This window comes from Pseudomonas sp. XP2, assembly GCF_053557975.1.
In genome coordinates, this window is record NZ_JBNRIK010000012.1 from 102,771 (window position 1) to 108,667 (window position 5,897).

Here is a 5,897-nt window from a genome sequence, read left to right on the forward strand (position 1 = left end):
TCCCCCCCTCTACGCCTCAAACCCCCGCCCCACAGGCCATGCGCCGCGCATGGCACAGCCGTTGCACCACCCTCCTCATCCGCACAACCGCCCCCTTCAGGAGCCCCCATGACCACCGAATTCTTCTGGCGCCTGCCCTTGGGCACCGATGGCCCGCAGCTGTCCACCGACCGCCACAACCGCGGCAACCCCGCGCACCGCCCCGGCAATATCGCCCCCGGTCGCCTGCCCGATGGCCAGGCTGACGGTTTCAGCTACATCGACTACATCGCCCAGGTGGCCAAGGCCGCCGAGCTGGCCGGGTTCGAAGGCGCCTTGCTACCCACCGGCCCGGAGCCGTGGATAGCCGCCGCCGCGCTGGCCCGCGAAACCCGGCGCATCCGCTTCCTGATCGCCTTTCAGGCCACCTGGACCCTGCCCGCCTATGCCGCTCAGCAGGCGGCAATTCTGCAAAACCTTAGCGGGGGCCGGCTGGACTGGAACATCATCACCGGCGGTAACCCGGCCAGCCAAAGGGCCAATGGCGACTTCCTGGAGCATGACCTGCGCTACAAGCGCACCGGCGAATTCCTCGACGTGATCCAGGGCCTTTGGACACAGGAAAAGTTCTCCTACGAAGGCGATATCTACCGCCTGGAAAACGGCAGCCTGCCGCCGGGCCTGCAACACGAACGCAAACCGGGCGTGTACTTCTCCGGCTTTTCCGATGCCGCACTGGACGTGGCCGCGCGCCATGCCGATGTGTACCTGAACTGGGCCGAGCCCATCGACAAGCTCAAGCCGCATATCGAACGCGTGCGCGAGTTGGCCGACAAGCAGGGCCGCACCGTGCGTTTCGGCCTGCGTGTCGACCTGTTCGCCCGCGAGACCGAAGAACAAGCCTGGCGCGAGCTGCGCCAGCAGTTCGAGCGCCTGGAAGGCAAGGCCAGCGCCAGCGCCAAGGGCTTCGTGACCGGCTCGGACTCTGTAGGCGGTGCACGCCAGGCCGCCTATCACCAAGGCTTGCAGGGCTTCGACGAACTGATCCTGGCGCGCAACCTGTGGGCCGGCTTCGCCAAAGCCAAGCCCGGCCCCACCGTGGGCCTGGTGGGCAGCCATCAGAACATCGCCGAACGCCTGGCTGAATACCGCGATGCCGGTTTCAGCACCTTCATCCTCGCCGCCAACCCGCACCTGGAAGAGGCCTTGCGCATCGGCCAGGAAGTGTTGCCGCTGGTGCAGCAGGCTGCCACCACACCGTTGCAGGCCAGTGCCTGAACCCCAACCGGAGCTGAACATGAGCCAACCCCTCGATACCTTGTGGTACACCCGCTGTCCGGTGCCCACCGGCCTGGGCATTGCCGTGCAGCAAGGCTGGCTGCAGGAAGACCTGGCCGGCCTCGGCACCCGGGTGCAGTCCCTGCGTGAAGCCGACCAGCAGGCGGTGCGCGAATCGCACTTTGACCACAGCCTGCTCAATTCGGTACGCCACGGCGGCAGCATCCCGGCTATCTGGGCCCGCGCCCAGGGCCGCGACACCCGGGTCATCGGCCTGTCGTGGGCCGATGAGGCGCAGTTGATCCTGACCCGCCCAGACAGCGGCATCCACACCGTAAAAGACCTCAAAGGCCGCCGCTTCGGCCTGCCCGACTGGGCCGCCGCACAGATCGACTTCACCCGTGCCCAGGCCCTGCGCGGGCTGGAAAACGCCCTCAAGCTCGCAGGCTTGCAAGTGGGCGACGTGGACTTGGTCAACTACCGCTACGACGGTACCTTCAGCGACCGCCCGGTACGCAGCGTGGCCGGCACGCCGGTGTCCAGCACCCAGAGCGAAGGCCGCAACCTGGAGCTGACCGGCCTGCTGCGCGGCGAGGTCGACGCGATTTTCCTCAAGGGCGCCAGCGCCGTACAACTGGCCCACGCCTTCGCCCTGCACACGGTGATCGACACCGGCAGCCACCCCGACCCGCTGATCCGCAGCAACAACGGCACGCCACGCACCCTGGCGGTGGACAGCCACCTGCTGGCGCAGCACCCGCAGGTGGTGCGCACCCTGCTCGGTTCGGTGCTGCGCGCCGAACGCTGGGCCCACCAGCACCCCGACGAAACCCGCCGCTATCTGGCGCGGGAAACCAACAGCAGCGAGTACTGGGTGCAAGTGGCTTACGGCACCGACGCCCACCTGCGCCTGAGCACGCGCCTGGACGAACAGGCCATTGATGCCTTGCAGGACTTTGTCGAGTTCCTCAAGCGCTGGCGCTTCATCCCGGCGCGCTTCGAGGTGCGCGACTGGATCACTCGCCAACCACTGGACCAACTGCTGGCCCCCCTCCACATGGACAGGAAACCCGTTACCCCATGACCAAGCCCCTGGAAACGCTCTGGTACACCCACAGCCCCGTGCCCACCGGCCTCGGCATCGCCGTACAATCGGGGCGGCTGGCCGAGGCCTTCACGCCGTTTGGCACCAATATCCAGTCGCTGCGCGAGTCCAGCGAACGCGAGGTGCGTGAAGCCCACTACGACCATCATCTGCAGAACTCGGTGCGCCACGGCGGTAACATCCCGGCGATCTGGGCCTACGCCAGCGGCGTCGAGACCCGCGTGCTGGGGCTGTCGTGGAGTGATGAGGTGCAGTTGATCCTCACCACCGAAGAAAGCGGCGTACGCAGCATTCGCGACCTGAAGAACCGCCGTTTCGGCATACCCAAGTGGGCCAACGTACAGATCGACTTCACCCGCGCCCAGGCCCTGCGCGGGCTGGAAAACGCCCTGAAGCTCGAAGGCCTGGCGGTGGCCGATGTGGAACTGGTCGACTACCCCTACGGCGGCACCTACAGCGACGATGCCAAGCAGCACCTGTACGGTGCTGAAGTGAGCCTGGACACCAGCCGCTTCAGCCGCCGCAACAATGAGCTGATCGGCCTGCTGCGTGGCGACATCGACGCGATCTTCCTCAAAGGTGCGCATGCGGTGCACCTGGCCCACGAGTTCGGCCTGCGCGTGGTGGTCGACACCGGCAGCCATCCGGACCCGCTGATCCGCAGCAACAACGGCACCCCGCGCACACTGACCGTGGACAGGCACTTGCTGGAAAACCACTTCGATGCCAGCCGTACGCTGGTCGACACGGTGCTGCGCACCGAGCAATGGGCCTGGGCTAACCCGGAAGAGACCCGGCGCTTTCTGGCGCGCGAGCTGAACACCAGCGAGTACTGGGTGGCGGCGGCCTATGGCGATGATGCGCATCGGCGCCTGCGTACTACCCTGGACAGCCGCTCGATCGAGGCGCTGCAGGACTTTACCGAGTTCCTGTTCCGGTGGGGGTTCATACCGCGGCGTTTTGATGTGCGCGAGTGGATTGATTTTCGTGTGCTGGAGAGTGTGATCGGGTCGACTTCGCGGTTGGCGGTTTGAGATTGTTGGGGCCGCTTTGCGGCCCCAACAATCTCAGCCCCGCCACTGCTGCCCCAGCAGCACCCGGCCAGCACCCCACTGCTGCCCCACCTGCAACACCCGCTCAAAAACCAAATAAAAACCTTATATTTCAATAGCTTAACAATATGGCACAGTCCCTGCTCTAGCTCTCCCCAACAACGCTTTACATACGGGGAGATCCACCATGCACCAGCTCAATCCACTGGCCCGCCAGATCAGCCTGGCGCTGCTGCTGGCCGGCACCGGCAGCCAGGCCATCGCCGCCAACGAAGACACTAAAAACGAACCGGCCCTGGAAACCGTCACCGTCACCGCCCAGCACCGCGAACAGACCTTGCAGGAAGTACCGGTGGCCGTATCAGCCATCAAAGGCACCAGCATTACCGCCGATGGGGTGCGCTCGATGGGCGACATCACCACCTTCGTGCCCAACGCCTCGGCCAAGAACCCCGACGGCGACGGCCGCCCACGTTGGTATATCCGCGGCCTGGGCACCGGCGACACCGGCGCGGCAACGGTCTTCCCGGTGGGCATCTACGCCGATGACGTCTACCTCAACGCCCCCATCGCTGGCGGCGGGCCGCTGTTTGACCTGGAGCGCATCGAAATCCTGCGTGGGCCACAAGGCACCCTGTATGGCAAGAACACCACTGCCGGTGCAGTGAATGTGATTTCCAGGAAACCCACCTTCGACACCGACGGTTACGGCACCGTAGGCTTTGGCAGCAAGAACGAACGCATCGTTACCGGTGCCATCGGCGGCGCGTTGGTGGACGAAAAACTGGCCGGGCGAGTGGCGCTGTATTCCGAGGAGCGTGACGGCTTCCAGAACAACGACTTCGACGGCAACACCTATGGCGATGTGAACAAGAAAGCCATCCGCCTGCAGTTCCTGGCCCAGCTCAACCCCGACCTGGACGCCCTGCTCAAGGTGCACAGCCGCCAGTTCAAGGGCGACGGCAGCAATGGTTCGCTGCCCGTGGGCCGCTACTACAACGTCGGCTACGAACGCCCGCATGGCCGCGACATCTCGCTGAACGTCAACGAAGACTACCGCCTGGACCACGATGGCGCCTCGCTGACGTTCAACTACTACCTGGGCGACTACACGCTGACCTCGATCAGCGCCTACGACTACATCCGCAACCGCTCCACCAGCGACGCCGACTACACCCCCTACGAGGTCAACGGCGCGTCGATCACCGACAACAGCTATCGCCAATGGTCGCAGGAGCTGCGCCTGGCCTCGCCGGAAGACCGCCCGCTGCACTGGCTGCTGGGTGCGCACTACTTCCACGAAGACCTCGACAGCGCGGCACAGCGGGTGGTAACCCCCGGGCCGACGCCAAACGGTACCGGCTCGAACCAGGTGGGCACCACGGCGTTGCGCGATATGGGCTTCGATCACCGCACCGACAGCTACGCGCTGTTCGGCAACCTGACCTACGACTTCACCGATGACTTCAGCGTCACGGGCGGCCTGCGCTGGACCCAGGAGAAAAAGGACATCGACCTGGACCTGGTGCAGCTGACCCGCGCCACCGCCAACGGCCCGCTGATCCCGCTGGCGGGCGTGGGCACCAACGGCAATCGCCAGGAAGACAAGACCTGGGAAGCCTGGACCTACGACCTGACGCCCGAGTACCGCATCAATGACAACCTGCGGGTGTTCTTCCGCTACGCCCACGGCTTCCGCTCGGGCGGCTTCAACACCGGGCTGTCGACCAGCCTGGCGCAGCTGACCACGGTCGACCCGGAAGAGCTGGATGCCTACGAGCTGGGGCTGAAGTCGGAGTGGTTCGACCGCCGCCTGACCGTCAACGCCAACCTCTTCTACTACGACTACTCCGACATCCAGGTGAACCTGCTGACGGTGAACAACGGCGTGCTCACCACCGCGCTGACCAACGGCGCCAAGGGCAAGGTCAAGGGTGCGGAGCTGGAGATCGAAGGCCAGCCGACCGAGCGCCTGCACCTGCGCGCGGCGGTGTCGTTCCTCGACACCGAATACACCGACTTCAAGAACACCAACCCGACCACTGGCGCGGTCACCGGCGACTACAGCGGCAACAGCTTCGTGCGTTCGCCGCGCAACGTGGTGTCGCTTGGCGCCGACTACACCATTCCATTGGAAGTGGGCGGCAAACTGGTGGCAGGGGGCGACGTGAGCTTCCGTGACAAGGAGTACTTCCTGGCCGACCGCCAGAGCAGCGCCGACGAAACCCTCAGCCAGCCGCACTACACGTTGGCCAACGCCCGCCTGAGCTGGTTCAGCCACGACGACAAGCTGAGCGTGACCGGTTTCGTCAACAACCTCACCGACCGCCGCTACCAGGTGCACGGCCGGCCCAACGGCACTGCCGGGCAGTACGTGATCACCTACGGCGACCCGCGCACCGTCGGGCTCAGCGTTACCAGCCGGTTCTAGGTTGCCCTTTCCGGCCTTAGCGCCGGCAAGCCAGCGCCCCCACGGACACCAC

General features: G+C 65.4%; 4 protein-coding genes. All 4 read left to right on the top strand.

The window, feature by feature from the left end:
- The first annotated feature begins 108 nt into the window (after positions 1-108).
- A complete protein-coding gene (locus ACK1VC_RS15040; RefSeq protein WP_016486037.1) occupies positions 109-1,257 on the top strand; it encodes an LLM class flavin-dependent oxidoreductase in 1,149 nt (382 codons plus the stop codon).
- Positions 1,258-1,276: 19 nt separating this feature from the next.
- Positions 1,277-2,341 (top strand): ABC transporter substrate-binding protein, encoded by a 1,065-nt coding sequence (locus ACK1VC_RS15045; RefSeq protein ID WP_016486036.1) that lies wholly within the window; start codon positions 1,277-1,279, stop codon positions 2,339-2,341.
- On the top strand, positions 2,338-3,396 hold the full coding sequence (locus ACK1VC_RS15050) for an ABC transporter substrate-binding protein (protein ID WP_016486035.1): 1,059 nt from the start codon (positions 2,338-2,340) through the stop codon (positions 3,394-3,396). Before ACK1VC_RS15045 ends, ACK1VC_RS15050 begins: the two co-directional genes overlap by 4 nt.
- Positions 3,397-3,601: 205 nt before the next feature.
- Positions 3,602-5,845 (top strand): TonB-dependent receptor, encoded by a 2,244-nt coding sequence (locus ACK1VC_RS15055; protein ID WP_016486034.1) that lies wholly within the window; start codon positions 3,602-3,604, stop codon positions 5,843-5,845.
- Positions 5,846-5,897 lie beyond the last annotated feature (52 nt).